Source organism: Bacteroides sp. AF25-5LB, from assembly GCF_003602965.1.
GTDB classification, from domain to species: Bacteria; Bacteroidota; Bacteroidia; order Bacteroidales; family Bacteroidaceae; genus Bacteroides; species Bacteroides uniformis.
Genome location: NZ_QTMC01000011.1, coordinates 11,954 through 37,998, shown reverse-complemented (window position 1 = coordinate 37,998; position 26,045 = coordinate 11,954). Strand labels below are relative to the sequence as shown.

General features: G+C 47.7%; 20 protein-coding genes and 1 tRNA gene. 7 read left to right on the top strand and 14 right to left on the bottom strand.

Translation table 11 applies throughout. The features are described from left to right. Nucleotides 1-94 precede the first annotated feature (94 nt). Complete coding sequence (locus tag DWY57_RS12900) at nt 95-3,475, top strand: UvrD-helicase domain-containing protein (protein WP_342993855.1); 3,381 nt, start codon at nt 95-97, stop codon at nt 3,473-3,475. A 44-nt stretch (nt 3,476-3,519) separates the two neighbouring features. Further along, a complete protein-coding gene (locus tag DWY57_RS12895; protein ID WP_119961886.1) occupies nt 3,520-6,414 on the top strand; it encodes a PD-(D/E)XK nuclease family protein in 2,895 nt (964 codons plus the stop codon). Nucleotides 6,415-6,516: 102 nt separating this feature from the next. Here the strand turns inward: DWY57_RS12895 and DWY57_RS12890 are convergent, their stop codons facing one another. The 5 genes from DWY57_RS12890 to DWY57_RS12870 all read right to left on the bottom strand — a co-directional run bounded on the left by DWY57_RS12890 (nt 6,517) and on the right by DWY57_RS12870 (nt 11,001). After that, a complete protein-coding gene (locus DWY57_RS12890) occupies nt 6,517-7,641 on the bottom strand; it encodes a response regulator (RefSeq protein ID WP_117599492.1) in 1,125 nt (374 codons plus the stop codon). Nucleotides 7,642-7,682: 41 nt separating this feature from the next. Continuing rightward, nucleotides 7,683-8,618, bottom strand: coding sequence for a UDP-glucuronic acid decarboxylase family protein (locus DWY57_RS12885; protein ID WP_117964401.1), 936 nt, complete (start codon nt 8,616-8,618; stop codon nt 7,683-7,685). 165 nt (nt 8,619-8,783) lie between these two features. Beyond that, nucleotides 8,784-9,317: a ParB/RepB/Spo0J family partition protein gene (locus DWY57_RS12880; protein WP_117599490.1), complete on the bottom strand. Its 534-nt coding sequence runs from the start codon at nt 9,315-9,317 to the stop codon at nt 8,784-8,786. Continuing rightward, nucleotides 9,314-10,603, bottom strand: a complete 1,290-nt coding sequence (locus DWY57_RS12875) for a DUF3440 domain-containing protein (protein ID WP_087332529.1) — start codon at nt 10,601-10,603, stop codon at nt 9,314-9,316. The genes DWY57_RS12880 and DWY57_RS12875 overlap by 4 nt, the downstream gene beginning before the upstream one ends. A 2-nt stretch (nt 10,604-10,605) precedes the next feature. Further along, nucleotides 10,606-11,001 carry a hypothetical protein gene (locus DWY57_RS12870; protein WP_117599489.1) on the bottom strand — a complete coding sequence of 132 codons (396 nt, stop codon included), beginning with the start codon at nt 10,999-11,001 and terminating at the stop codon, nt 10,606-10,608. A gap of 193 nt (nt 11,002-11,194) precedes the next feature. Between DWY57_RS12870 and DWY57_RS12865 the strand changes: the two genes are divergently transcribed. Next, nucleotides 11,195-11,746, top strand: a complete 552-nt coding sequence (locus tag DWY57_RS12865) for a chromate transporter (RefSeq protein WP_119961885.1) — start codon at nt 11,195-11,197, stop codon at nt 11,744-11,746. Next, entirely contained in the window at nt 11,743-12,267 is a 525-nt protein-coding gene (locus DWY57_RS12860) for a chromate transporter (RefSeq protein ID WP_117599487.1), read from the top strand. The genes DWY57_RS12865 and DWY57_RS12860 overlap by 4 nt, the downstream gene beginning before the upstream one ends. Here the strand turns inward: DWY57_RS12860 and DWY57_RS12855 are convergent. Beyond that, nucleotides 12,259-13,476, bottom strand: coding sequence for a sugar MFS transporter (locus DWY57_RS12855; RefSeq protein WP_117599486.1), 1,218 nt, complete (start codon nt 13,474-13,476; stop codon nt 12,259-12,261). The genes DWY57_RS12860 and DWY57_RS12855 overlap by 9 nt on opposite strands. 153 nt (nt 13,477-13,629) lie before the next feature. Between DWY57_RS12855 and DWY57_RS12850 the strand changes: the two genes are divergently transcribed. Further along, on the top strand, nt 13,630-14,514 hold the full coding sequence (locus DWY57_RS12850; protein WP_117599485.1) for an AraC family transcriptional regulator: 885 nt from the start codon (nt 13,630-13,632) through the stop codon (nt 14,512-14,514). 93 nt (nt 14,515-14,607) lie between these two features. Next, nucleotides 14,608-15,027, top strand: coding sequence for a pyridoxamine 5'-phosphate oxidase family protein (locus DWY57_RS12845; protein WP_117599484.1), 420 nt, complete (start codon nt 14,608-14,610; stop codon nt 15,025-15,027). Here the strand turns inward: DWY57_RS12845 and DWY57_RS12840 are convergent. From DWY57_RS12840 to DWY57_RS12815, 6 genes are all read right to left on the bottom strand, one after another. Then, complete coding sequence (locus DWY57_RS12840) at nt 15,004-16,173, bottom strand: MalY/PatB family protein (protein WP_117599483.1); 1,170 nt, start codon at nt 16,171-16,173, stop codon at nt 15,004-15,006. The genes DWY57_RS12845 and DWY57_RS12840 overlap by 24 nt on opposite strands. Next, nucleotides 16,170-17,036 carry a DUF3737 family protein gene (locus tag DWY57_RS12835; RefSeq protein ID WP_117964406.1) on the bottom strand — a complete coding sequence of 289 codons (867 nt, stop codon included), beginning with the start codon at nt 17,034-17,036 and terminating at the stop codon, nt 16,170-16,172. The genes DWY57_RS12840 and DWY57_RS12835 overlap by 4 nt, the downstream gene beginning before the upstream one ends. A gap of 16 nt (nt 17,037-17,052) precedes the next feature. After that, nucleotides 17,053-17,616: a sugar O-acetyltransferase gene (locus tag DWY57_RS12830; protein WP_117599481.1), complete on the bottom strand. Its 564-nt coding sequence runs from the start codon at nt 17,614-17,616 to the stop codon at nt 17,053-17,055. A gap of 8 nt (nt 17,617-17,624) precedes the next feature. Beyond that, nucleotides 17,625-18,440 carry a carboxymuconolactone decarboxylase family protein gene (locus DWY57_RS12825; RefSeq protein ID WP_117599480.1) on the bottom strand — a complete coding sequence of 272 codons (816 nt, stop codon included), beginning with the start codon at nt 18,438-18,440 and terminating at the stop codon, nt 17,625-17,627. Nucleotides 18,441-18,451: 11 nt separating this feature from the next. Beyond that, the gene (locus DWY57_RS12820) at nt 18,452-19,447 is read right to left on the bottom strand and encodes a flavin reductase (RefSeq protein WP_117599479.1); all 996 of its coding nucleotides are present in this window, start codon (nt 19,445-19,447) and stop codon (nt 18,452-18,454) included. 275 nt (nt 19,448-19,722) lie between these two features. Beyond that, a tRNA-Asp gene (locus DWY57_RS12815) sits at nt 19,723-19,796 on the bottom strand. A 165-nt stretch (nt 19,797-19,961) separates the two neighbouring features. Here DWY57_RS12815 and DWY57_RS12810 point away from each other — a divergent pair. Continuing rightward, nucleotides 19,962-21,278, top strand: coding sequence for a pyridoxal phosphate-dependent aminotransferase (locus tag DWY57_RS12810; protein WP_117599478.1), 1,317 nt, complete (start codon nt 19,962-19,964; stop codon nt 21,276-21,278). A gap of 28 nt (nt 21,279-21,306) precedes the next feature. On the opposite strand, the gene DWY57_RS12805 is transcribed toward DWY57_RS12810, so the two are convergent. Both DWY57_RS12805 and DWY57_RS12800 read right to left on the bottom strand, forming a co-directional pair. Further along, nucleotides 21,307-22,887 carry a SusD/RagB family nutrient-binding outer membrane lipoprotein gene (locus DWY57_RS12805; protein WP_119961884.1) on the bottom strand — a complete coding sequence of 527 codons (1,581 nt, stop codon included), beginning with the start codon at nt 22,885-22,887 and terminating at the stop codon, nt 21,307-21,309. Nucleotides 22,888-22,907: 20 nt separating this feature from the next. Continuing rightward, nucleotides 22,908-26,015 carry a SusC/RagA family TonB-linked outer membrane protein gene (locus tag DWY57_RS12800; protein WP_117599476.1) on the bottom strand — a complete coding sequence of 1,036 codons (3,108 nt, stop codon included), beginning with the start codon at nt 26,013-26,015 and terminating at the stop codon, nt 22,908-22,910. Nucleotides 26,016-26,045: the final 30 nt, after the last annotated feature.

The following is a 26,045-nucleotide window of genomic DNA, read 5'->3' as shown; positions in this document are numbered from 1 at the left end:
TATAGACCATACGTATAGCCTCTTGATAACGGATGCTTCCCCACTTATTTCTATTAAGAGAAAGCAGGGAAGCATTCATTTTTTCATTATTTTTATGTACGTTTGCAGATATATACTCAATGCAGCAACTTACATGGAATTATTAGTATACAAAGCCTCCGCCGGCTCCGGCAAGACCTTTACGCTGGCTGTGGAATACATCAAGCATTTGATAATCAATCCACGCGCCTACCGGCAGATACTTGCCGTAACCTTCACTAACAAGGCCACGGCAGAGATGAAGGAGCGCATACTGACACAGCTTTACGGCATCTGGAAGGGAGAACCCGCATCGAAAGCGTATTTGGAAAGGATTAAGGATGAAGGGTTAAGGATAAAAGATGAAAAGGCGGGAAACGGAAACAATCGGCTGTTGACGGACGAAGACATCCGCCAACGGGCCGGCATGGCACTGCAATACATGCTGCACGACTACAGCCGTTTCCGAGTGGAAACCATCGACTCCTTCTTCCAATCCGTGATGCGCAACCTTGCCCGCGAACTGGAACTGAGTCCTAACCTAAGCATAGAGCTGAACAACAGTGAAGTGCTGAGTGATGCCGTAGACAGCCTCATCGAAAAACTTACCCCCACTTCTCCCGTGCTGGCGTGGCTACTGGACTACATCGACGAGCGTATCCGCGACGACAAACGCTGGAACGTATCGAACGAGGTGAAAAGTTTCGGACGAAATATCTTCGATGAAAGCTACATAGAACGCGGTGAAAAACTACGGCAATGCCTGCGTACTCCGAATACGCTGAAACTCTACCGGGATGTGCTGCGCGATATGGAAACCGAGGCTCTGGAACAGATGAAAAGCTTCTACGACCAGTTTGAGGGCGAACTGGAAGGGCATGCCCTTACTCCCGAAGACTTGAAAGGAGGTGCCCGAGGTATCGGCAGTTACTTCCGCAAGCTGCGCGATGGCAGACTTTCTGACAAGGATGTGCTGAACGCCACCCTGCAAAACAGCCTGACAGATGCAAAAAACTGGGCAACGAAAACATCCTCACGAAAGGACGACATCATCCGTCTGGCAGAAACCAGTCTGATGCCTCTACTGCAGGAAGCCGAAAGAATGCGTCCGCAACGCAACCGTACCCTAAACAGTTGCCGCCTCTCGCTCCAGCACCTCAACAAACTGCAACTTCTCAATCATATCGACGAAGAGGTACGCACGCTAAACCGGGAGCACAACCGCTTTCTGCTCTCGGATACCAACGCCCTACTGCACAAACTGGTGCGCGAGGGTGACTCTTCGTTCGTCTTCGAGAAAATCGGCGCCAACATACGCAACGTCATGATTGACGAGTTCCAGGACACCAGCCGCATGCAATGGGACAACTTCCGCCTGCTGCTGCTCGAAGGACTTTCGCAAGGAGCCGACAGTCTGATTGTGGGAGATGTGAAGCAGTCCATCTACCGCTGGCGGAACGGGGACTGGGGAATACTGAATAGTTTAGGCAATGAAGAATTGAAAATGGAGAATAGAGAATCAAGTTCTCCATTAAACAACTTCCCCGTCCGTGTGGAAACCCTAAAAACAAACCGACGTAGCGAAACCAACATTATCCGTTTCAACAACCAAGTATTTACCGCTGCCATAGACTACCTCAATGCGCTACACCTGAACGAACTGAAAGAGGATTGCCTACCCCTGAAACGCGCTTATGCCGACGTAGTGCAGGAATCGCCCAAGAACACGGAGTACGGCTACGTAAAAGCTGCCTTCCTTGAACCGGACGATGAACACAACTATACAGAGCAGACCCTTCTCGCCTTAGGAGAAGAAGTACAGCGGCTGCTGGAAGAGGGCGTAACACTGAATGACATCACTATCCTTGTCCGCAAGAACAAGAATATCCCACCGATAGCCGACTATTTCGACAAAGAGCTGCATCTCTCTGTCGTGTCCGACGAAGCTTTCCGTCTGGATGCCTCCCTTGCCATCTGCATGCTGATGGATGCCCTGCGCTGCCTGTCGAATCCGGAGAACAAGATTGCGGAGGCTGCACTGATGGAGAATTACAAATTACAAATGACAAATGACGAGCAACCGGAATTCACAACAGCCACTCCCCTTCCCGAAGCCTTTACCTCCCGACGGGAAACGCTGCGCCTGATGCCTTTGTATGAGTTACTGGAAGAACTGTTCAGCATCTTCACCATGAGCTGCATTGAAAAGCAGGATGCCTACCTCTTCTCCTTTTTCGATGCTGTGACGGAGTATCTGCAAAGCAATTCTTCCGAGCTGGACAGCTTCATCCGCTACTGGGACGAAACCCTTTGCAGCAAGACCATCCCCAGCGGTGAGATGGACGGTATACGTATCCTCTCCATCCACAAGTCCAAAGGACTGGAATTCCATACCGTACTGATTCCCTTCTGCGACTGGAAGCTGGAGAACGAAACCAACAACCAGCTGGTGTGGTGCATCCCACCGGAAGAGCCCTATAATGCCATCAGCTTAGTGCCGGTGAACTATTCCACCACCATGGCGGAATCCATATACCGGCAGGACTATCTGCACGAACGGCTTCAGCTATGGGTGGACAATCTGAATCTGCTGTACGTAGCCTTTACCCGTGCCGGCAAGAACCTCATCCTCTGGAGCCGGAAGGAACAGAAGGGAACCATGTCCGAACTCCTTGCCAACACCTTGCCCCGCATAGCCAAAGACGGAGCAGGCAGTTGGGACGAAGAAGCTGCCATATACGAGAACGGCAAGATTTGTCTCTCCTCCATCCTCGTCTCACAGCATGACGCAGACAACCCTACTGATGACGAAGCCAAACCTCTATGCTACGAACAGAAACCTCTATACTGCGAACGTAAACCTGAGGTTTATGAACAGCAACCGGTCAACAGACTTTCGCAAAAGCCGGTCAAACTGCCCGTCCACATGGAGAGTATGCTCCACGACATCGAGTTCCGGCAATCCAACCGTTCGGCAGACTTCATAGCAGGAGTGGACGAAGCAGAATCCAGCCAGCGTTTCATCAACCGGGGACGTTTGCTGCATACCTTATTCTCTGCTATCGAAACCGAAGAAGATATTGACAATGCCATCAGCCAGCTCGTCTTTGAAGGAATAATTGGACGAAGTGAGACGGAAGAAGAAATACGCGACCTCACCGAACGCGCCTTCTCCCTGCCCCAAGTCAAGGACTGGTATTCGGGGACGTGGCGGCTGTTCAATGAATGCGACATCATCTGGCAGGAAAACGGCGAACTGCGGACACGCCGCCCGGACCGTGTGATGATGCGTGGTGAAGAAATCGTAGTGGTAGACTTCAAGTTCGGAAAGCCGAATAAGAAGTACAACAAGCAAGTACAGAGATACATGCAACTGCTGGTCCGCATGGGGTATGCCGCAGAAAATATACGGGGCTACTTGTGGTATGTAGAGGAGAACAACATAGAACCGGTATAAACTCACTCTCCATCCACTATCAACTATCAATTATCAACTGAATTATGAAAACATTTCTCCAACTGGTCGCCCACGACCTTTACGCCAAAATAGGAAACGACCTCTCGCGCACCGCCATCGTTTTCCCCAACAAACGTGCCAGTCTGTTCTTCAACGAATACCTGGCAGCCGAAACGGACCGCCCCTTGTGGTCGCCCGCCTACGTCAGCATCAGCGAACTATTCCGGCAACTCTCGCCACTAAAGTCCGGTGACCCCATCCGCCTGGTATGCGAACTGTATAAGGTGTTCCGCGAAGAGACCCACAGTGAAGAGACTCTGGATGACTTCTACTTCTGGGGAGAACTGCTCATCAGCGACTTCGACGACGTGGACAAAAACCTCGTAGATGCCGACAAGCTCTTCAGCAATCTGCAGGAACTGAAGAACATCATGGACGGCTACGACTTCCTTGACCAAGAGCAGGAAGAAGCCATCCGCCAATTCTTCCAAAATTTCTCCATAGAAAAGCGCACGGAGCTGAAAGCAAAATTCATCTCCCTCTGGGATAAGTTGGGCGACATCTACCGCCACTACCGCCGAAACCTCACGGAACTTGGCATCGCCTACGAAGGCATGATGTACCGCAATGTCATGGAGCAACTCAACACCGACCGACTACGCTACGACCGCTATGTATTTGTCGGCTTCAACGTGCTGAATAGAGTAGAAACCCGTTTCTTTCAGCTCTTGCAGAATGCCGGAAAAGCGATGTTCTATTGGGACTATGACGTATTCTACACCCGCCTCCCACGCGAACAAAAACCACCCTATACCCACGAAGCAGGCGAATTCATCCTCCGCAACCTAAAGCTGTTCCCCAACCAGCTCCCCGAAAAATCCTTTGATGTACTGCGGAAACCCAAGAATGTACGTTTTATCTCCGCTTCTACGGAAAATGCACAAGCCCGTTACTTGCCTCAATGGATTAGGGAGAACGAAAAACAGAGAAATGAAGAATCTTCATTAAAGGATACTGCCGTCGTCCTCTGCAACGAATCCCTACTGCTTCCCGTCCTCCACTCCATTCCGGCAGAGGTAAAGAACGTCAACATCACAATGGGATTCCCCCTTGCCCAAACTCCGGTATACAGCTTCATCAACGCCCTTGTAGAACTACAGACTACCGGCTACCACACAGGTACCGGACGATATACTTACGAGACCGTACTCACCCTGCTGAAACATCCTTATACCCGGCAGCTTTCCTCCCATGCCGAAGTACTGGAAAGACGGCTTACGCAGGACAATCGCTTCTATCCTCTTCCCTCGGAGCTGAAGCAGGACGCATTCCTTGAACAAGTCTTTACACCACAGAACGGCATCGCCGCCCTATGCAGCTACCTCACCGAACTGCTTCGCGAAGTAGCCGTCCTCTACCGCCAGGAAAAAGACGTGGAAGACATCTTCAACCAGCTGTACCGTGAGTCTCTGTTCAAAAGTTACACTCTCGTCAATCGCCTGCTCAATCTGATAGAGACCGGGGAACTGAGTAGCCTGCACACAGACACGCTGAAGCGACTGCTGAACCGGCTGCTTACCTCTGCCAACATCCCCTTCCACGGAGAGCCCGCCATCGGCATGCAAGTAATGGGTGTGCTGGAAACGCGTAACCTCGACTTCCGCAATCTCATCATGCTCTCCCTCAACGAAGGGCAATTGCCCAAAGCCGGAGGCGAGTCCTCCTTCATCCCCTACAACCTAAGGAAAGCCTTCGGCATGACCACCATAGAGCACAAAAATGCCGTCTATGCCTACTACTTCTACCGCCTCATCCAGCGGGCAGAAAACGTCACCTTATTATATAACACCTCTTCGGACGGACTGAACCGCGGGGAAATGTCCCGCTTCATGCTGCAATTCCTGGTAGAATCGCCACACAACATCTCCCTTGAGTACCTTGAAGCCGGACAATCCCCCCAGCAAGCCCGGGAAATTGAGATTCACAAGACACCGGAGATGTTGCAACAGATGTTCGATGCCTACGACATCCACCGACGTCCCCAAGCGTTCTTCTCCCCCTCTGCCCTCAATGCCTATCTGGACTGCCGGCTGAAATTCTACTACCGATACGTAGCTGGCCTGAAAGCTCCCGATGAAGTAAGCGCCGAGATAGACTCCGCCCTCTTCGGCACCATCTTCCACCGTTCTGCCGAACTGGTGTACAACGAACTGATAGCCAACAGACGGGAGATACGTAAAGATGACCTGGAACAATTACTGAAAGACGATGTTCGCCTGCAAGCCTATGTGGACAATGCTTTCAAAGAAAAGTTCTTCCATGTGCCCCTTACGGAGCAACCGGAGTATAACGGTACGCAGCTCATCCATTCCAAAGTCATCGCCTCTTACCTGCGCCAGCTCCTGCGCAATGACCTGCAATATGCCCCGTTCCGTATGGAGGGCATGGAACAGGACGTCAGAGAAACGATGGAAATAGATACTCCGCAAGGAAAGCTTGCCTTACAGATAGGCGGTACCATCGACCGCCTGGACAGCAAAGGAGACACGCTACGTATTGTGGACTACAAGACAGGCGGTACTCCCAAGACTCCAGAAAATATAGAACAACTGTTTACTCCCGCCGACAACCGTCCCAACTATATTTTCCAGACGTTTTTGTACGCCGCCATCCTCTGCCGCAAGCAATCGCTGAAGGTAGCCCCTTCCCTGCTCTACATCCACCGGGCAGCTTCCGAAAGCTACTCCCCGATCATCGAAATGGGAGCGCCACGACAACCCAAGGTACCGGTCAACAACTTCGCTTTCTTCGAAGACGAGTTCCGCAAACGGCTGCACGGACTCCTGCAGGAGATATTCAGCCAAGAAGAAACATTCAGCCAAACAGAGGATACCCGGAAATGTGAATATTGCGATTTCCGCAGTCTGTGTAAGAGATAAAAAAACAGACCATCCGTTCATAAGAAACAGACGGTCTATTTGAGTCTGACGGATGGTCTGTTTTACTTCAACGGACCATCCGTTCTATTTTCTTCGTTATCATTACTTCACCGGAATAGAGAAGCTGAATATGGAGCCTTCGCCCTCCTTGGAAGTAAACCACAGTTTACCGCCATTCTTCACGACAAAATCCTTGCACAGCAACAAGCCCAGTCCCGAGCCTTCTTCGTTGTTCGTACCGAACGTGCTGAAATGCGTATCAGCATGCAACAATTTCTTCTGCCCTTCCTCGCTGATGCCACAGCCATGATCTTGAACACTAACAACTGCCATACCATTCACTTCCTCCATCTTCACCAATATTTCGGAATTCTCCTTGCTGAACTTGATGGCATTGCTCAACAAGTTGCGGACTACCGTCTTCAGCATGTCAATATCAGCGTTAACCATCATTCTCTCCGGTTTCATCTCGCGGATTCTTATCTTTTTCAGACTTGCCACCATACTAAAAATCTCAATGACACCGTCTGTCACTTCGACGAGATCCACATCCTGATAAACCACATTCAACTTACCGATTTGACTCTTTGTCCATTTCAGCAAGTTATCCAGCAATGAGAACACATCCTCCGTTGTCTGATTAGCCATCGTCAGAAGCTCGTACATTTCAGCACCTATTTTCTCAAATGGCAAGTTCAATATCAGCATATTCAGCACCATCTTGATGGATCCCATCGGAGAACGCAGGTCATGGGCAATCACCGAATAGAGCTTGTCACGCCCGGCAATGGTACGTTGCAGTTCTTCCGTCTTACTCAAAATCAGCCGCTTGGCAGCTACCAAAGATATTTGGTGGGTAACACGGATAATCAGTTCCTCCTTATTGAAAGGTTTAGAGATGAAGTCATTCGCTCCTACCTGAAAGCCTTTCACAATATCTGCCGTACTATTCAGTGCGGTCAGAAAGATGATCGGAATTTCAGCAGTCTGCGGATTTGACTTTAAATGTTGGGCTACTTCAAAACCACTCATGTCCGGCATCATTACATCAAGCAAAACCAAGTCAGGATTTTCCTTTTCCACCTGCTCCAATGCCTGCCGCCCGTTACTCGCAGTAGCAATTGCGAATTTCTCGTTTGTCAAAAGCACTTTCAACAATAAAACATTTGACATCACATCGTCAACGATGAGGATCTTGTATTCGGAAGGATTTATTTCCATGTTCATCTTTCTATATTGTTTTTCCCGTTATCAAAATCACTATTTAGTTAGGAACGATATTCCTTAAAATACTCTATTATATACTGTAAACCCTCTTCCAACTCTATAGTCGGTTCCCAGCCCAACTTTTCCTTTGCCAGAGTGATGTCCGGCTGACGCTGTTTGGGATCATCATGAGGCAATGGTTTGAAAATCAGTTTCGATTTGGAATTCGTCAACCTGATGACCTTTTCCGCCAGTTCCAATATGGAGAATTCATTCGGATTTCCCAAGTTTACCGGACCGATAAAATCGTCCTCCGTATTCATCATCCGTACCATACCTTCTATACAGTCATCTACATACTGGAAACTCCGTGTCTGATTGCCCGAACCGTATATCGTAATATCCTGGTTCTGCAATGCCTGAACCACGAAATTGGAAACCACCCGTCCGTCATTCGGCAGCATCCGAGGACCGTACGTATTGAATATACGGATAATCTTGATCCGCACTCCATTCTGGCGGTGATAGTCCATAAACAATGTCTCGGCACAACGCTTCCCTTCATCATAACAAGAACGGAGGCCGATTGGATTTACATTTCCCCAATAACTTTCCACTTGGGGATGAATAACGGGGTCACCGTACACTTCGCTGGTAGAGGCCTGCAATATCTTGGCATTCGTCTTTTTGGCCAGTTCCAGCATATTGATGGCGCCCAATACAGAAGTCTTGATAGTTTTAATGGCGTCATATTGGTAGTGGATGGGAGAAGCGGGACAAGCAAGATTATAGATTTCGTCCACATCTGCATCATAAGGGGTTTCCACATCATGCAGTACAAACTCAAAGCGGGGATTGCTCTTCAGATGAGTGATATTTCCTTCCGAACCGGTGAAAAGATTATCCAGACAAATCACCTGATGCCCATCGTTTATCAATCGGGTACAAAGGTGAGAACCTATAAAACCAGCACCACCACTAACCAAAATTTTCTTCATGTAATGTTTTTTATAGTGCCTTAAAGCACATAAGACCTATTCTGTTTGTTTTGATGCTGACAAATGTAGGCGATTTGACTAAATTATGCAAGTTTGCAACGAAATATTTCACTTATTAATGAATATAAAGAGGCAGATTAAAAAATCCACCCCTGAAACATTCATTTATTTATCCAACATATACTCTTCTTTCTTATCCGGAATGCTGAAGTCCTTGTTCGCAAATAAGTCTGCCAAACCCGAAATTTGCTTTAAACGCAATACTTCGTCGCGATCCATTCCGATATTCTTCATTATCCATTCATCCGACATGCCGGCTCTGTCCAATTCCGCAACAATATGGCACATCAACTCGATGTTGTGCGTGCCACGGGCACGATTGTGACGGATAGTGGATGCCATACGGTTGGAAAGTTCCTTGTCAATCACTACCACGGGAAGCAACCCGTTTTCGCGCTGATAAATCCTCTTGGATGTCTTCAACACCTGATAACGGTGGTAGCCGTCCACCAGGATGTAATTATCCGCTTCCTCATCATAGTAACAGACACAAGGCATGGTGAAACCATCTTCCCAAATGGAAAGCTCCAAAAGCTTCATTTCGGGCGGTGCCACTACATTCGGATTGTAATCGTTTGCTTGTATCTTCTCTATTGGAATTGCCTTTACATTATATACCGGACTTTTATCTACGCTCATAACATCATATTTTTGAATTGTTCCATTATCTTGTCTCTTTTGTATGCCTCTTCCTTGTTCAAGGCAAACCCCATGTACTTGCAGGCATGGTCGTTCTTCAGGATGCATATGCACATCCGCTTATAAGTGGGGATTTCCCGGAATTCCGCGATGTCAATATCATCCAGATAGTCCATGCGCACCGGTTTCTTGTTCGTCTTGTAATTCGTGGTATTTATCACTTCGATGGACACTCCTGCATCCCTCAGCTTCTGGATGGTCTCGTCAGCCAGACACCCCCCCTTTGTACGCCAAAATTCAATGCTAACGGTAAGCTTTTTCAAGTAGTTCCTCCGGGTCTCTTCCGGCAAGGTGGAAAGCAGGAACTGCATAAAGCCCTTCCACGTATACCCTTCGGGCAGTCGGACCGTTTGCCACCCCATAGCACGCGTCCCTCCATAAATACCGGTAAAGTTCACCCCGTTGACCCGCCCTATCATTCTTCCCCAAGTATTCGGGTCGATGACGCGATACAGCTTCAAGCTCTCTTGTGCCTCACAGAGAAAAGGGCTTGCCACACGCTGGCGTTCGATATTGACCCCGGCTTTATAATATAGGTCATACAAATGGTTATAGTCAAAGCCGAATTTACCATTGGCTGTCCAGATATCCGTCGTCTTCCAATCATAAATGGGATAAGCATTGAAAATGTCATTGCCTATCTTCGAGGTCCAGCGGTAATTGTGGTACATCTGATACTTCCGGTTCAGATGAATGCTGCGCCAGCGGTTAAAACTCTCTTGCGTACGGATGCCTATGAGAAAGCAGGCACGCACTCCGTCCTTCTTCTCATGCAGCCATTTGGCAAAGTGCATCTGGAACTCATAATCCCACATTTCGGGAGTGTAGAAAGGAAACGTCTCTTTAGTGAGGCAGCCTTTCGGCATTTTCCTCACCCAAATGTCCTCCAAATCCTCCTGCCACGGACGCCAGTAGCTCTGGTACATCGACGTACAAGTCGTTACACGGAAAGGAACGCAAACACGGTACACCTCCAATATATCCTTATTCGCCTCCAATACCCGGTCCACATAATCAATGGTCATGCTGTACTGTATTTCATAGTCCATATGGAATACACACAGTTTACGGTTCAACCGGTTCCGGCGGATATAGTCTATGCATAAATTCAGCAACACTCCACTATCTTTCCCTCCCGAAAAAGAGACGCATATCGTGTCAAACTCCCTAAAAATCACATCAAGACGTTCTTGCGCCAGTTCATACACATTTTTGGGTGCAGCCATAATTATTTGTTTTTCTTCATTTTCACATAACGGGTCCATACCTTGTCTTCCAAAAAGCCCAGCTCGCTGAAGACATCCCTATCTTCGACAAAGCTAACAGCCGTCAGGCTACTCTCCTTGCCCTGCTTCTCAAGTACCTTTTCCAGAAGCAATTTCAGAGTGTCAACATTCCTTTCCTTAATATAATAGTTGTTGATGACACATTCATACTTCTTGTGCTCCACTGGCACAAAACCTACAACATGTTTATTATCCAAAGCAACAAACCACTCGTACTCTTCCGCTGTCCTGAAAGGATAATTGTAGTTCTGTTTCAGTACTTCCGGACTCATAACCAAAGGGGCTACAAGCTCATACAGCTTCTTATCCGTACCATGTAATTGCACTATCTGTATCATACCTACATTTTATATTATTTGTAATTACGTGTTAAAGATAAAGCTTATTTACGACGGAATATCCTCCTTTTAAATAGATTTAAGAATATAGCCCTACAATATAAAATATCAATAAATAAATATTATACCCCTAATTTGTATATGTTGATTAATTTGGGTTTCTTTGCAAAAGAACGTCACCCGAAGAGAAATAATGAAATATTTACTGCTTTTTATGACCTTTGCCAAGATAGGAATGTTCACTATCGGTGGTGGATACGCTATGATACCTCTCATTGAACGGGAAATCGTAAAAAAGAGATGGATGAGTAAAGAAGATTTCATGGAAATATTTGCACTGACCCAGTCACTTCCCGGTGTTTTTGCTGTCAATATATCCATATTCGTCGGCTACAAGCTGCATAAAGTAAAAGGCAGCCTGGTGTGTGCACTTGCCACAATCCTCCCCTCTTTTGTCATCATGATGCTGATAGCCATGTCCTTCGCTCATTTTCAGGACAACCAGGTAATGATACGCATCTTTAATGGCATCCGTCCGGCAGTAGTCGCATTGATTGTGATACCCTGCATTTCGGCTGCACGGGCGCTGAAGCTGAAGTATTGGCAACTGGTGCTTCCAGCCATCGCCACCATACTCATCTGGCAATTCGGGCTATCCCCCGTATACATTGTCCTTGCAGGAATTGCAGGAGGAATGCTCTATACATTATGGTTAAAAGATAAACTGAGAAAAATACAGATATGATTTATTGGCAGCTGATATTGGTATATCTGAAAATCGGAATGTTCGGTTTTGGAGGCGGTTACGCCATGTTGTCCCTCATCCAATACGAGGTGGTGGACCACCATCACTGGCTCACCCTGCAACAATTCACGGACGTGGTGGCCATCTCGCAGATGACGCCCGGTCCGATAGGCATCAACAGTGCCACCTATGTGGGCTATGCAGTTACTCAAAGCGTGTGGGGAGCTGTCGTGGCCACCGTTGCAGTATGCCTTCCCTCGTTCATCCTGGTATTGCTCATCTCTTACTTCTTCGTGAAATGCAAAGACAACAAATACATCAAGGCGGCAATGTCTGGACTACTGCCCATGTCCGTATCATTGATAGCTGCTGCTGCCCTATTGCTGATGAACAAGGAAAATTTCATAGATTACAAAAGCATACTTATCTTTGCAGCCGCTTTCGGCGTGACGTGGAAGTGGCACCTCCACCCTATCTTACTGATAATCCTTGCCGGAATCGCAGGATTCCTTCTATATTGAGGAAGCGGTAGAGACGGACACCATCTTGCGAGCATATGCCCATACCACGCAATAGGCAACCAGCGGTACAATGAACGCCCACACCATCGTCGTATGGTCTGCCACCAGTCCCATCAACAGCGGACCTACCACGCCTCCCACGGGAGACATCATCAGGAAAGAGGAAGCCCTCTTGGTATGGTTGCCCAGCCCGCGCAAGGAAAGGGCAAAAATCGTGGGAAACATAATAGCCTCAAACGCATATCCGCACAACAGAGCTGCAAGCGATATCATCCCTACATCCAGCAGTACCAACGAAGTAGTCACTACTGTCCCCGTAGCACACACCAGCAACATTTTCTCGGCACGCACACGTCCCATAATCCAGCTACCGGCAAAACGTCCCAACATAAATAATCCCAGTCCACCGAAAGAAAGCACTACGGAAGCTTCGCGGGCATTCATCCAATTCTGCTCCACCACGTAATTGATGAAGAAGCTGTTGATGGAAATCTCGCCGACCTCATAGGCAAACAAGGCTATCAGCCCGAAAATGAAAAGCCGGTGTGACCACAATCCGACCTTATTACCAGCTTCGTCCACCTCCACACTATGTTCAATCTCGGGCAACTTGATTCTTGAAAAGACCAGCGCTACCAGCAACACAATTACCCCCATGCAGATATAGGGCAATGCGACATTACCCGAGCCCGTCTGCCCATCCTTCGAGAAGAGTAGCAGTCCAGCCAGTACCGGCGCACAGATACATCCCAGACCATTGAAGGATTGTGCGAAATTCAGTCGGCTGGCAGCAGTTTCCTTTGCGCCCAATTCTGTGGCATAAGGATTGGCGGCAGTTTCAAGAAATGTCAGTCCGCAGCCTATCACGAACAATGCAAACAAGAAAAGATTAAAAGACAGATAATGCTGCCCGGGGATAAAGAGCAGCGAACCGATGCCGTAGAGCAACAGACCGAATACCACACCCCGGCGGTATCCGAAGCGACTGATGAAAAGTCCTGCAGGAATGGCCATAATGAAGTATCCCATATACATCGTCATCTGTATAAAGGCCGAATGTGTCTTCGTGATATCCAGTATCTCTTGAAAGTGCTTGTTCAGTACATTCAGAATGGCATGGGCAAATCCCCACAAAAAGAAAAGAGAGGTAATCAAAATGAAGGGCACAAGGTATTGTCTGCCCACCAATGGTATTCGTTTCTGTTTCATAATATGATAATTCCAGACAATCGTTGCAAGGCGATTGATAATTGCGGGTGCAAAGATAAACAAAACTCCCGGTCTTTACCCAACATTTTCCTATTCGCTATTGTACGGAGCAGCTTTTTCTCTAACTTTACTGCCATCATACAATGTTAAGCCATGAAAAATGCCATCCCACGATACAATTTCTACAAAACTAAGTACGGAAGCGAACTTCTGATAGATGTCGTTGATTTGCAGTATACCCGGAAATTCTTGACCCAGGGAAAAGTACATATTCTGACCTACTATGACATCACCTTCATCACAGAAGGAGAAGGAGAATTCACTATCGGTAACCGGACACACTTGGCAGCTCCCGGTGATGTATTCTTCTCCAAACCAGGTGAGGTGCGCAGTTGGGACACAGACCGTATCGGCAACGGTCATGCTCTAATTTTTGAGGATACCTTTTTGACCTCTTTCTTCAAAGACCCACTATTCGTGCAGCACCTCCCGTTCTTCCGAATGGGAAAAACGGCAGACAAACTCCAACTGCCGAACGGGCTCTATGCACGGATACTCCAACTTCTGCACGACATAAAGGTCGAAATCGACTCTTTCCACCCACACGATACGGGCATATTACGCGCCTTACTTTACGAAGTCCTCATGCTACTCAACCGTGCCTACCGCACCTCTATCCCTCCGGAGACGGGTAAGGAGCCACATAAAGATATCAGCAGCTTCCACCTCAGCCGATTCTTCGAATTGGTTGGGGAGCACTTCCGGGAGCAGCATTCTGTACAATTCTATGCCGATAAACTATGCATCACTCCCAACTATCTGAACGAAATCCTCTCTTCGGCCATAAACATCAATGCCAAGCAGTACATACTCAACAAGATTACAGACGAAGCCCAGCGTCTGCTCACCTACACCGACCTCCCCATTTCAGAAATAGCCTCTGAACTTCATTTCTCAACCGTCTCCTACTTTGTACGTAGTTTCCGACAATGTATAGGGTATACTCCCCTCGCCTACCGGAAAATGGAGAAACCGTGAAAAGTGACATATCCTCCTTCTTTTTTATTGTACAAAAGTTCCACTTACCGGCTATCTTTGCCCTTGAAACAATAACCCATAAAAAAACAAACAATGAGAAATGCAGAAAAAACAGTAGGAAACATGATTGACAAGGAAAAAACCATCTTTGTCGGTTCGATGGATGCCGAAGGCTTTCCCAACATCAAGGCCATGTTGCAAACCCGCAAAAGGGAAGGGATCAAACACATTTACCTATCAACGAACACCTCGTCGATGCGCGTTTCGCAATTTCTCAAAAATAACCGGGCATGCCTTTACGTCTGCAACACACGCTTCTTCAAGGGCGTAATGCTGCGCGGCACGATGGAGATACTGACGGACAGCACCAGTAAGGAAATGATATGGCAGGAAGGCGACACTATGTACTACCCCGAAGGAGTGACTGATCCCGATTATTGTGTCCTGAAGTTCACCGCCTTCGCCGGTAGGTATTACAGCGGATTTAAATCAGAAGACTTCACGATAGAATAAACGGGCCATCCGTTCCAGTCCATCAGCAAGCAGAGCCCGGGGGCAAGCGATATTCAGCCGGATAAAGCCCTCTCCACCGGGACCGTACATCGTACCGGAATTGACCATCAAGTGCTGTTGTTCTTGCAAACGCAAGGCGACAGCATCTGAGTTGATACCAGAGGCACTGCAGTCTATCCAAACCAAATAAGTTCCTTCGAGTGGCAACACGGGATATTGTGGTAACCGTTCCTTGAAAAAGCGGCAGAGGTATTCGTAATTCCCCCGCAGATATTTCCGCAAGGCATCGAGCCATTCCCCACCTTCGTTATAAGCTGCCATTGTGGCGATTACGCCGAACGGATTGACGTCGCATACCTCGTTGATATTGATGGCTCTGTCAATACGGCGGCGCACCTCTTCATCGGCTGCGATGATATTGGCGATTTGCAACCCGGCAAGGTTGAACGCCTTGCTCGGCGAAACGCAAGTAACGGAATTTTGCAAAAAGCGTTCAGACAAGGAGGCAAAGGGTGTGTAGTCATATCCTTCGTAAGTCAGTTCACAATGAATCTCATCCGCCACGACAAACACCTCATTCCGTAAACAAATATCACCTATATGCTGCAGTTCTTCCGGAGTCCAGACCCGTCCGACCGGATTGTGAGGATTGCACAGCAGCAGGATTTTTGCTTTCGGATCGGAAGCTTTCCTTTCAAGATCGGCAAAGTCGATTACGTAGCGGCCATCCTGATAAATGAGATTATTGGCAAACAACTCGCATCCGTCATTACGGATAGATGAATAGAAACAATTATAGGCAGGAGTCTGAACGATGACTTTATCACCCGGCATGGCCAAGGCTTTGATAATGGCTGACAGAGCCGGCACGAGACCACTCGTATAGATAATCCACCGGGAATCAACCTGCCAGCGATGCCGGTCATCGAACCACCGGACAACCGCATCATAATAGGCTTCGGGTACTTTTGTATAACCGAAAATACCGTGCGCCACCCGCTTTTGTAAGGCATCGATAATAGCGGGTGCTGTACGAAAATCCATATCCGCCACCCACATGGGCAGTACATTCTCCTCTTCGGGAATATCCCATTTATAAGAATTCGTCCCGCGACGCGAGATGATTGTATCGAAATCGTATTTCATAATTTATAAATCCAGTTACCATCCCAAAGCCTCAACTCACAATCGGCAGGCGCCTTTATATTTTCGTCGAGAATGATTTCCCCATAGCTTTCGGCAGTGATACAGCCTGTCCGTGGATTCTTCACCCCGCCTATTGTTCCTTTGATGGTTGCCTGCACCGAACTATATTCAAAAGCCCGGTCGCAGTCGGGACCAAAGGTGCAATTCTCCAGTACGAGGTCGTGGGCATAGCAGAGCGGTTGCTCACCGGTTATATGGCAATTCACCAACCGGAGATTGTGCGAATGCCAGCCGAGATATTCGCCGCTGAGTTCAGAATCGTAGATTGTCACATTCTCCACCTCCCAGAAGGCATCCTTCGTAGTGATTTTGGCATTGCGCAACTCCACATTCTTCACATACTGGAAAACGTACTTGCTGTCGCTTTCCAATCCGTCTATGCGGATGTCGCTGCTGAACATGAACGGATAAGTTCCTCCATGCAGTTTCAGATTTTTGATATTCAGTTTTTTACAACGCCAGAACACCTCATCGGCATCGTTTATCTCTACATTCTCTATTTCGATGTCGTGCATCTCGCGAAACATTTTGGGTGCATCGATACGCGTATCAGTCATTTTCAGATGGTCGGAATACCACAGTGCCGAACGCCCGCCGACATCGAAAAAACAACGGTCGATAACAAATCCGTGAACATGCCAGAAGGGATAATTTCCTTCGAACCGACAATCAACAGCTTCGATGTTGCTGCATTCCTTGATGGCTGATTCTCCAGCACGGATAACTACATTCTCCAAACGTAAGTCATGCGATTCGAACAAAGGTCTTTCTCCGCCAAATGCTGTATTTGATATTATTTTCACCTTGTTTTCAATTTTATTATTCTATTCTCTTTATCAATTTTGCGGGGACACCACCTACTATTGTATTTGCTTCCACATCTTTCGTCACGACCGCTCCAGCTCCCACCACAGCATTGTCACCAATTGTCACTCCTTGAAGAATTGTTGCATTAGAACCTACCCAGACATTCTTGCCCAGTACAATTGGTGCCGGATAGGTAGTTTGGCGTTCAGCCGGAGGCAAACCATGATTGAGCGTTGCAAAGACTACATTATGCCCAATTTGGCATCCGTCGCCGATTATCACACCACCATGGTCTTGAAAATGACAGCAGGCATTAATAAATACGCCTTCGCCCACTGTTATATTCTTCCCGAAATCGGCATAAAACGGCGGAAATACTCGGAACGATGACGGAACTTCATAACCGAACAATTCGGATAGCAACTCACGTACTTCGTCCGGCGTATAGTATGCGGTGTTCAGCCGGAAAGTGATACGCCTGGCTTCACTGCTCATTTCGTCCATAAAACGGTGTATCTCCTCCGTATTAAGCGCTTGACGCGTCTTTACATATTCTTTGAATTCGTTCGTAGTCATAGTTTCTCCTATTTAAGTTTATCGTATTCTTCATCCGTCACCGGTTCTAGCCATTCATTAGAAGTATCCTCACCGGGAACTTCGAAAGCAAGATGGGCAAACCAACCATCAGAAGCAGCACCGTGCCAATGCTTCACATTTGCAGGGATATGGATAACCGTACCGGGTAGAATCTCTACTGCCGGCTTGCCCTCTTCTTGATACCACCCACGACCGGCAACACCGATAAGCATCTGTCCACCGCCTTTAGTAGCACGGTGTATGTGCCAGTTATTGCGGCAACGAGGCTCGAAAGTGACGTTAGAGACGGAAACCTGCTCACGTGAAACGGGAGCAAGATAGCTGTTACCTATGAAGTACTGTGCGTATGCTGTGTTCGGTTCTCCAATGGGGAAAATCATTTCACGCTGGAACGCGGCTTTGGTATCTTCACCGGCAGTGTCCTCTGCCCATACGCCTTTGGCCAGATTAAACGCTGCCCACGCTTTGGGCCAACCGGCATAGAAACCGATATGGGTGATGATTTCAGCAATCTCCGTACGGGTGATGCCGTTCTTTTTTGCCGACTGAAGGTGGAACACGAGCGAATTATCCGTGATTCCTTGACTGATAAGAGAAGTTATAGTTACCAAACTACGGTCACGCAGACCGAGTTTGTCGGTGCGGCTCCAGACCTCGCCAAAGAGGACATCGTCGTTTAGTTCCGCAAATTTAGGAGCAAACTCACCCAACTGGGTACGTCCTGCTGTCTGTACTATCTTTTCTTGTGCCATAATATTGAGTGTTAAAATGCTGAATACTGAAATTAAAAAAATCTTGTTCATAGTCGTTCTATTTATTGCATGAAGTTATTGAGCTTGTTAGCCGGATTAAGTGGCGTCTGGTCAGACAAGACCAATGATTTGACCATGTGCAACGTTCCTTGCTTGTATTTCTGAAAGTGTTCTGATGCAATATGTTTTTCATAAGCCGCACGGCTCGCATAGGTTTCGAGAATAGTCACCTTGCAGGGATTCTCCTTCTCGCCGACCGCATACATAGTCAGCACGCCCGATTCGATGCGCAGAGAGATTTCGCCTACTTCGGTTGCGTATTTCATATATTCGTCGAGATACTGCGGATAAACTTCGATTTTCGACAACCGCACGATACCGTCAGCACTCATCGGCTCTTTAGCGCACATACCCGGCTGCTTATCCAGATTCAGGCATTTGCCGATAATCTCTCCCGTGGCAAGGTAGGAATAGGTCGGAAATTCAAACAATACGGGTTTCAGCTTCGTATAGTCAAGTTTCCCGTTATTATCAAGCACTTCAGGAGCAGCGTATGTATTGACTATCGCACAAATGAAATTGTCGAAACCTTCAGTTTCATAGATGTCTACCACCTCACACTCCATGGTGAGGGGTGATGCGTCTATAACAGGGGTACCGTTTTCGCCAATATGGTAGGCAAACACCTCCGACTTATCGACCGTCGCACCGCTTACACTTCCCACATAGTCAGCTTTCGGCAATATTTCACGACTCACTAGATTGACGGAAAGTTGTTTTGAGGCCTTTATCCCTTGATTAGTGTAATGGCTTTTACTCATGCTGATGAGTATCCGGTCATGTCCAATAACACCCGTATGGCCTACCACTAGCCAGTTTACTTTCCCTTCAACCTCCGCCCCGACAACCGTCATCGGCTTGGGATAGAGAGCCAACAGATTTCCGAGATTTTTCTTGTTCGTTTCCATTATATTGGGTTGAACGGTGTTCTCCTTCACTGGGATACTGCACGACATTATGACAAGCAGTGACAGAACTCCTAAAATTATTTTTGCCATACGCTATATTACTCTATTTTTCTTGTTAAACTTCTGATGACAAAGGTACCGCGATAGCACAAGCGAAGGTGTATATGATTTACGGATATTTGTACCCGAATTCCCGATTATACCGCAAGAAAGTTCAAGTTCATCAGATGAGTATAGTAAGACTAGCAGAAATCCCACGAATAATCCCATGCATGATTTTTTAATCGTTATTCTTGCCGATACAGAAAAAAAGCTCTGAAATCCTTGAATTTCAGAGCTTTGCTTTAATTTGATATTTGCTTTCGCGGTGCGTACGGGACTCGAACCCGTGACCCCATGCGTGACAGGCATGTATTCTAACCAACTGAACTAACGCACCATTATTTCATTCTTTCGTTGCTATCTCTCTCGATTGCGGTTGCAAAGGTAGACAAAATTCTTATATCTGCAATAGCTTGAAAGAAAAAAAATCATCTTTTTTTTAACATAGCTTGATTATAAGAGATTTATGTTACCTTTGCAAAACTAAATTAATATTGAAATCATGAGAAATACTCCTATTGAACGTAAGTTGATAGATGAAACTATCGCAGATTTTCATATCACAGACTTTGCCAAAGCAACTATCCGTGAAGTCAAAGCCATTGCAGCCAATGCCGAAGCGGCATCGGGTGTGGAATTCATAAAAATGGAAATGGGTGTACCCGGACTCCCCCCCTCAGCCGTCGGCGTAAAGGCAGAGGTGGAGGCATTGCAGAATGGTATTGCCAGCCTCTACCCGGACATCAACGGACTCCCCGCCTTGAAGCAGGAAGCATCCCGTTTCATCAAAGCCTTTATCAATGTAGATGTAGCCCCCGAAGGTTGCGTACCAGTTACCGGTTCCATGCAAGGAACTTTTGCTTCATTCCTCACATGCAGCCAGTGCGATGAGAAAAAGGATACCATTCTCTTCATCGATCCCGGTTTCCCGGTACAGAAGCAGCAGTTGGTCGTGATGGGACAGAAATATGAAACCTTTGACGTATATGACTACCGTGGCAACAAGTTGAAAGCGAAGTTGGAAAGTTACCTCAGCAAAGGAAATATCTCTGCCATCGTCTATTCCAATCCCAACAATCCCAGCTGGATTTGCCTAAAAGAAGAAGAATTGCGCATCATCGGCGAACTGGCAACCAAATATGACGTCATTGTGCTGGAAGACCTCGCCTACTTTGCCATGGACTTCCGCCAAGACTTGAGCAAACCGTTCCAAGCGCCTTACCAACCTTCTGTGGCACACTATACGGACCTTTACGTGCTGCTCATTTCCGGTTCCAAAGCTTTCAGCTATGCCGGTCAACGTATCGGTGTCAGCTGCATTTCGGACAAACTGTATCATCGGGCCTATCCCGGGTTGACACAACGCTACGGCGGCGGCACCTTCGGCACAGTATTCATCCACCGCGTACTCTATGCGCTCTCTTCCGGCACCAGCCACTCTGCGCAGTATGCTCTTGCCGCCATGCTTAAAGCAGCCAATGAAGGTCAATACAACTTCCTTGATGAAGTGAAAGTATACGGTGAACGTGCCCGCCGCCTGAAAGAAATCTTCTTGCGCCACGGTTTCCACTTGGTATACGACAATGATTTGGGTGATCCCGTTGCCGACGGTTTCTACTTCACCATCGGTTACCCGGGCATGAGTAGCGGAGAACTTGCGCGGGAACTAATGTACTACGGTGTAAGCGCCATTTCGCTGGTGACCACCGGAAGCCATCAGGAAGGATTACGTGCCTGCACTTCCTTTATCCAAGACCATCAGTACGACCAGTTGGACGAACGTATGGCAATTTTTGCCGAGAATCACCCCATCCAATAAAAAATATCCCTATATAAATAAGGTGTTTCTACCAGTTGATGCCGGTATCCCACCACAATCGGGTACCGGCATTGTCATCTCCACCCAGTACCTCTACCAAAGCGGCATACTGCTCGGCATTCTCCGTCTTCAGTCCGCCGGGAAAGTTCAGACGGCGAATCATTGTCTCAGTATCTATGCACCCGTCTTTACTGTGATTAAAGCGTACGGGGAATAGCCGGGGATACCCCGTCCGGCGCTGTTCAGCCCAAGCTTCACACCCTTCGGGAAACATGGCAATCCATTTTTGGGTAATAATCTTCTCCAGTTTCGTATCCCTATCCGCTGACTCCAGCCAGCGTGGCGAAACCTGACAACGGGCGGTAATATCATTCTCCATATCGTAGGTATCCACAAAATCGGCAGGCAACAAGTTGCTCTCCAGATAAGCGTCGGACTGCAAGATGCCATACTGACGGAAAGAAGCCATTACCCCTTCTTCATAGCAGATTTTCGCCGACTCATCAGTCCATCCCCGTAGGGCAGCCTCGGCACGCAGGAACCAGACTTCTGCTGCCGGCATCAACACTGCATCAGTCTGCTGGGTAACTTTCAATTTTGAGAGTGTATTATAATAGTTATGTGCAAAGCATGTACCCTGACGAATGCCGCGATACTCGCCTGCAAATTGTTCATTCTGGCAAGTGGCAAAATAGATTTCACGACGGGGATCTTCATATCCGTTCAGTATGGACTCCATCGGCGCTCCCATATAAGCTTCATTCCAAACAAGGTTTATCTCGCCCAACGGATTGGTATATCCACTCGCTGTGGAAACCGCCACCGACTCGTCCGCCTCCCGAATGACTCCGTATTCATTATCCATCGCCTTACGGAATTCCGTTTTTGCCTTCTCCGGACTGGCTACCGCGATGCGCATGGCAAGCCGCATCCTCAACGAGTTGGCAAACTTTATCCAAGAGTCATAATCACCGTCCAACAACATATCGAAACGCGCAAACTCCGAAGCTCTCGGATGCTCGACAATATAATCGGAAAGTACAGCAACAGCCGTATCGAGTTCACAGAAAAAGGCATTATAGACCTCTTTCTGCGTGTCAGGCATATAACGGGCTTCGGGATCGGCAAAATGACTATACACAATAGGGCCGTAATAGTCCGTGACACGGTGCATCACTTCCACCTTCAGTATCTTGGTAATGCCGAAAAAGGCAGGCATACGGTCACGTGTGGCATTCTCCGACTGATATATCTGCGGGAAAACATACTCATAGGTATGTCCCCACATGGCGCTGTTCCATCCATCCTGCAAGTTGTAGTCCGAATTGTGCGAACCTCCATTCAGAGGCTTGGCATCGTGCATGTAACCGCTGAACATGTCGGCATTCAAATTCTGGGTCAATTGAAAAGGCCAGTTCTTCCCCTTTCCGTAGTCGTAATTGAAATAGATGCCTTGCTGGATGATTCCAAGACGGATGCCATGTTCGTTATAGTCGGCCTGCAAGTCCTCGTCCGTCACGCCGGACTTGTCCGTATTGATTTCCTTAAAGTCCCGCGTACAAGCCAGAAACACGAAAACCATGCCAATCAGTACTATAATCCTCTTCATATCAAGTCTCCCTCCCCCTCTTAAAATTCACACTTCAAAGAAAATCCCCAACTACGCGTGGTAGGCATACCGTAGACTTCAATTCCCTGGTTATCGTTGCCCGTAGAGAGTACCAGGTCAGGGTCGAAAGGCGCCTTTTTGTAGAAGAAGAACAAGTTGCGTCCCGAAAAGGACAGTTGTGCCCGCTTGAGGACTTTGGTCTTTTCCATCCAGGCAGCAGGCAGTTGGTAGCCCACGGACAGCTCACGCAGCCTGATGTTCGTGGCATCATACATATAATATTCCGTCACCCCGGCCCGTCCGCCTACAACATTCTTATAAAATCCTTTCACATTATCTATCCGGTTACCTTCAAGCATTACATAACCTTTGTCCCTGGCCCGGGCCGTGACTTCAGAAACGCCATACATATCCATATCCGCCTGCGTCTGAGACAAAATATCGCCTCCAAAGCGACAATCCACCAGAAAATAGAAAGAAAAATTCTTGTAAGACAGCATATGATTCCAGCCAAGCATCAGTTTTGGATTGGCATTGCCCACTTTCACCGTATTGCCATCACCTTCCACCAAAGGCATCCCGGTATTGTCTCCTTCCGTGCCGTAAACGATATCGCCCGCATCGTCACGTACAAAAGCTTTTCCGTAGATGTCACCGATAGAGCCCCCTTTCACCAATTTCATGGCATAACTGGACGAGAAGCTGGTAGGACCGTAAAGAAACTCCTTCAGCGCTTCGTGCAGTGAAATTATCTTGTTGCGGTTGGTGGAAAAGTTCACCTCTGTTTTCCACTTGAAATGGTTCGTCAGCAAAGGAACGGCATCCAGTGAAACCTCCCACCCCACATTCTGTATATTACCCGCATTGACATAACGGTAGGCATATTTATCGCCCGACAGAGTAGGAAGCTTGAAGAACTGGTTCCGGGTATTCGTCTTATAGAAAGTGGCATTCAAGCCAATGCGATTCTTCAAAAAACGCGCTTCTATACCCGCCTCAAAGGAGTGCGTCATCTCCGGTTCCATATCCTTGAACGGCGCGGCATCACTTGCCAAGAACTCTCCGCCTGCCGTGATATGCGAGGAAGGATTTGTGATGAACATGGGAATATCATTGCCCACCATGCTGTATGCCCCCCTTATCTTTGCCAGTGACACCCATCGGGGTAAAGTCATCAGCTTATTGAATATCAGCGAAAATCCCACGGAGGGATAGAAGAACCCGCTTTTCTCATGAGATGTATAAGCCAGCGTGGAGGACCAGTCATTACGGGCCGACAAATCAAGATAGACAAACTCGTTGTAGCCCAGTTGTGCCGTCGCAAACAAGGACTGCAATTGGCGCCGCGCATCAATCTTCTGGTCCAGCCCGGCAGAACCATTCATGATGATATTGGCCAGATTGAACACATTGGCATATTTCAGCGAAGCTGTTTTAGAGTCATAGCGGGTGGAGTTCACTGTCTTATCATTGATACTGGCACCGAGCACCGCGTTGAGAGAGAATGCATCCCACTGCTTTTTCATCATCAGTATGGCGTCTCCGTAATATTGGGTTTCCTGATAGTCCATCTCAATATAACGCCCATTGGCTCCCGCTAACGCCGGAGCGGTAGAGGCATAGAACTGCTGGCGCACCTTGTCGTTAATATAGTCTACATTGCCACGGGTCTGCAGGCTTAACCAATCGTTTATCTTCAGATTGGCGGATAAGGAGACTATGACATGCATGCGGTTCTCCTTGCTCAATATGCGATTGGTAATCCAGTAGGGATTCTGCTCAAAATCCTCGTAGGAGGTATGCCAATTCTGTATGTTCAAGTTTCTACCCTCATCATAAACCTCGAAGTTCTCCTTATAATAAGCAATATCCTCACCCCGTGGAAAACGGTAGAGCCCCACCAAAGGATTCATGTAGAAACCACCCACGGTAGGCTTGTTCTTCACCACCTGGCGCATCAGGTTCATACTGCCATCTAACTTCAGACGGGAATTCAATAGAACGGAAGTCTCTCTGAAAGTGAGGTTGTGCTTCGAAAGGTTATGTTTCCCAATGATGCCATGCCCCGTAGTATTGGCATAGGAGAAATAGTTCTGCAACTTCTCATTGCCGTGACTCAAGGAGATGGAAGTTATGGAGGTGACACCAGTAGAGAAGAAGTCTCTCAGATTATCGTATTCGGGAAGGTTTGCCCGTTCTCCCCAACTGTCTACACCGTCACTTACTCCATAGCGGTTCTGCATCTTGGGTAGCGCAAAAGCATTGTCGAACATCAGGCTCGTCGAGAAAGAAACACCGCGCTGCCCGTACGACTGCCCCTTCTTTGTAGTAATCAGTATCACCCCATTGGCAGCCTGGCTACCATACAAAGCTGCCGCGGGAGCTCCTTTCAGGATACTGATGCTCTCTATATCTTCAGGATTCAGATTGGAAATGCCGTCCCCTCCGTCACGGTTGCCAGCATTGGCCGTCCCGCCTATGGCAGAGTATGCTTGCTCGGAGGTGGAGTTCAGAATGGGAACACCGTCTATCACGTACAGAGGTTGGTTGTCACTCGCCACCGAACGGACTCCACGGATACTGACTTTGGCTGAAGCTCCCAGACCGGAAGAAACCTGGTTAACACGCACACCAGCTGACTTGCCGGTCAACGAAGTGATTAAGTTGGGCATTTTTACTCGAGTCAATTCCTCGTTTTTTATTAAATCTGTGGCATAAGAAAGAGAATTTTCTTTCTTTTCGATACCCAAAGCGGTAACAATGACATTATCCAGCTCTATCATATTTTCTCTTAGTGTGATATGAAAGGTCGAACGTCCTTCCACCTCAATATCCTGGGAAATGTAGCCGATAAATGAAACACGGAGCACTGCATTATCGGCAACCACCAGCGTGAATTTTCCTTCCGAATCCGCTATCGCACCATTGGCCGTTTCTTTCTCCTGAATAGTGGCACCGGCCAGCGGAAACCCACCTTCATCCAGCACACAGCCACTTACCGTCACTTTGGAAAGCTGTATTTCGGAATGCCCCGGACGTTGCATACGCTCCCAAAATCCCTCCGGGCAATCCGTCCATCCTATAGAAAACAGCCCTAAAATTAACATATATAGTGTAGTATACTTCATTGTATTAAATTGCCAATTACTTGCAAATTT